The following is a 3,215-nucleotide window of genomic DNA, read 5'->3' as shown; positions in this document are numbered from 1 at the left end:
CCGGACCCGCGAGGCGCACCGACTGTCCCTCCTCGCGGCGGAGGTCTCGACGTTCCTCGCGGGGCCCGTCGAGGTGATGGTCGCCGGGAGCGCCCCGGGCCGGACCGCGGCGCTGGCCGAACTCGCCCGCGGGGCGGTCACACCCTCCGTCTCCCCGGACGGGAGTGGGGGATACCGGGTGGAGTGCCCGGTGTCGGACCGTCCGACGACCCCGCCCTCGGTCGAGGGCGACGAGCTGCGCCTGGACCTCGACGGTGTCCGGACGGTGGTGAGGCTCCCCGCGTTGCTGTCCCGGTGCACCCTCGTCACCACACACTTCGACCCCGAGGCGCGCGCCGTGGTCGCCGGCTTCGTCCCCGATCCCGAGCTGTGGCCACCGAATCTCGTCCCGTCCGGATTCGCGGACCGATCCGGGTAGTATCCGCTCCGTCAACTCCCCAACGACGGAAGGTCCGGTGACCCAAGTTGCTGTACTGGTTGTTCAAGTACGTGATCATCGGGCCCTTCCTGCGGCTGACCAGTCGGCCGGTCATCACCGGCCGGGAGAACTTCCCGACCAGCGGGGCGGCGGTCCTCGTGGGCAACCACGAGTCGGTGGCCGACTGGCTGTTCACCCCGCTCCTCCTTCCCCGGCGGGTCACGTTCCTGGCGAAGAGCGACTACTTCACCGGCACCGGGATCCGCGGCATGCTCAGCAGGTGGTTCTTCGCGGGGACCGGTCAGTACCCGATCGACCGCACCGACGCCGATGCCGCCCAGGCCGCTCTCAACGCGGGCCTCGAGGTCCTCTCGTCGGGTCAGATCCTGTGCGTCTACCCGGAGGGGACCCGGTCCCCGGACGGGCGGTTGTACCGCGGCAAGACCGGGCCCGCCCGGCTCGCGCTGCGCGCCGGGGTCCCGATCGTCCCCGTGGGCGTGATCGGGACGGGTGAGTACATCCGCAAGGTCAACCGACCCCACCGCCGGACCCGGGTCCGGGTGATGATCGGGGAACCACTCGACCTGACGCCGTGGGCCGGGCGGGAGGGCGACCGCGTGGCCGAGCGGGAGATCACCGATGAGTTCATGCGGCGCATCCAGGCGTTGACGGGTCAGGAGTATGTCCACGACACCTACGGCGCGGAGATGAAGAAGCGCTACGAGGCGGTGCGCAAGTCGGGACGCAACCTCCTCGACCAGCCCGTCGAGGGACAGCGCTGACGCCGGTGCGCTACTTCTACGATTGTGAGTTCATCGAGGACGGCACCACCATCGACCTGGTGTCGGTGGGGGTGGTGGCGGAGGACGGACGCGAGTTCTACGCGGTCTCCACGGATTTCGACCAGGCCAAGGCCGGCCCGTGGGTCCGGCGGAACGTCCTGCCCAAGCTGCCCAATCCCTCCTCGCCGGCCTGGATGTCGCGGTCGGGGATCCGGGACGGGTTGTACGACTTCGTCACCGCACCGATCTCCGGGCCGGTCGAGCTGTGGGCGTGGATCGGGGCCTATGACCACGTCGCGGTGTGTCAGCTCTGGGGTGACATGACCGAGCTGCCGGCGGCGATGCCGAGGTTCACGCGGGACGTGCGCCAGCTGTGGGAGATGGCCGGGCAACCGGAGCTGCCCCCTCACCCGGGCGGAGCCCACGACGCCCTCGGCGATGCCCGCCATGCGTTCTTGAGATTCCGGGCGATCGCGGCGAAGGCGCCCCACCTGGGTCTCTGAGGTCCGCGCCGGCGGCGGTGGCGTATCCTCGCGGGGTGAGCAACTGGACAGTCGACGTCGACATCGCACAGCTTCCCGACCTCCCCCCGCTCTCGGCGGACCTCGATCGGCTGCTGGCGGACGCCCTGTCGCGACCCGCGCTGCAGCAACCGTCGTGGGATCCCGATCACGCCGCGGCCATGCGCAAGGTCCTCGAGAGCGTTCCGCCAATCTGCGTGGCCTCGGAGGTCGAACACCTCTCGGATCGGCTGGCCGACGTCGCGCACGGTCGCGCGTTCCTGCTCCAGGGCGGGGACTGCGCGGAGACGTTCGAGGCCAACACCGAGCCGCACATCAAGGGCGTGATCCGCACGCTCCTGCAGATGTCCGTCGTCCTGACCTACGGCGCGTCCATGCCGGTGGTGAAGGTCGGCCGGATCGCCGGGCAGTATGCCAAACCGCGCTCCGCCGACAGGGACGCCACCGGCCTGCTCTCCTACCGCGGGGACATGGTCAACGGGCTCGACGCGGACGACACCGCTCGTGAGCACGACGCGTCGCGTCTGGTCCGCGCCTACGCCAACGCCGCCGCGGCCATGAACCTGGTCCGCTCCCTGACGGCCTCGGGGACGGCGGACCTGCACCGCGTGCACGAGTGGAACATGGAGTTCGTCGCCGGGTCGCCGGCCGGCGCGCGCTACGAGGCGCTCGCGGCGGAGGTCGATCGAGGGCTGCGGTTCATGGACGCCTGCGGTGTCTCCGACGAGAACCTGCGGTCGGCGGACATCTTCTCCTCCCACGAGGCGCTGGTGCTCGACTACGAGCGCGCGATGTTGCGCCTGGCCGACGACGGCACGGGCCTCACGGGTGACGCGGAGCAGGGGTTGTACGACCTCTCGGCCCACTTCCTGTGGATCGGGGAGCGGACCCGTGGGATCGACGACGCCCACGTGGCGTTCGCCTCACTCATCGAGAACCCGATCGGACTGAAGATCGGCCCCTCGACCACCCCGGAACTCGCGGTGGAGTACGTGGAGAAGCTCGATCCGCGCAATCGTCCGGGACGCCTGACCCTGGTCTCCCGCATGGGCAACGACAAGGTCAGGGACGCGCTCCCGCCGATCGTGCAGGCCGTCGAGGCCTCGGGACACAAGGTCATCTGGCAGTGCGACCCGATGCACGGCAACACCCATTCCACGTCGAACGGTTACAAGACCCGCCACTTCGACCGGATCATCGACGAGGTCCAGGGCTTCTTCGAGGTTCATCACGCCCTCGGCTCGCACCCGGGCGGCATCCACATCGAGCTCACGGGTGAGGACGTCACCGAGTGCCTCGGGGGCGCCCAGGACATCTCCGACCTCGATCTGGCCGGGCGGTACGAGACCGCGTGCGACCCGAGGCTCAACACCCAGCAGTCGCTGGAGTTGGCCTACCTGGTGGCGGAGATGCTCCGCAACTGAGCCGCGGCGTCGCGGGGACGGCCGGGCCCCGGGGACACTCGCCTCGCGGGGACGGCCGGGCCCCGGGGCC

Annotated in this window: 3 protein-coding genes and 1 pseudogene; all 4 read left to right on the top strand. The window is 70.3% G+C overall.

Translation table 11 applies throughout. The annotated features are described in order from the left end of the window. Window positions 1–418 (top strand): annotated as a pseudogene (locus G6020_RS05440) (hypothetical protein); the annotation flags it as partial. Window positions 419–465: 47 nt separating this feature from the next. After that, window positions 466–1,200, top strand: coding sequence for a lysophospholipid acyltransferase family protein (locus G6020_RS05435; protein ID WP_179525045.1), 735 nt, complete (start codon window positions 466–468; stop codon window positions 1,198–1,200). Between the two features lie 5 nt (window positions 1,201–1,205). Continuing rightward, the gene (locus tag G6020_RS05430; RefSeq protein ID WP_179525046.1) at window positions 1,206–1,703 is read left to right on the top strand and encodes a polyadenylate-specific 3'-exoribonuclease AS; all 498 of its coding nucleotides are present in this window, start codon (window positions 1,206–1,208) and stop codon (window positions 1,701–1,703) included. A gap of 35 nt (window positions 1,704–1,738) precedes the next feature. Beyond that, window positions 1,739–3,145 carry a 3-deoxy-7-phosphoheptulonate synthase class II gene (locus G6020_RS05425; RefSeq protein WP_179525047.1) on the top strand — a complete coding sequence of 469 codons (1,407 nt, stop codon included), beginning with the start codon at window positions 1,739–1,741 and terminating at the stop codon, window positions 3,143–3,145. The last annotated feature ends 70 nt before the right edge of the window (window positions 3,146–3,215 follow it).

This window comes from Dietzia sp. B19 (genome assembly GCF_014145155.1).
GTDB lineage: Bacteria > Actinomycetota > Actinomycetes > Mycobacteriales > Mycobacteriaceae > Dietzia > Dietzia natronolimnaea.
Note: the sequence above shows the minus strand (reverse complement) of the source record. Positions and strands in the feature narration are given on the sequence as shown.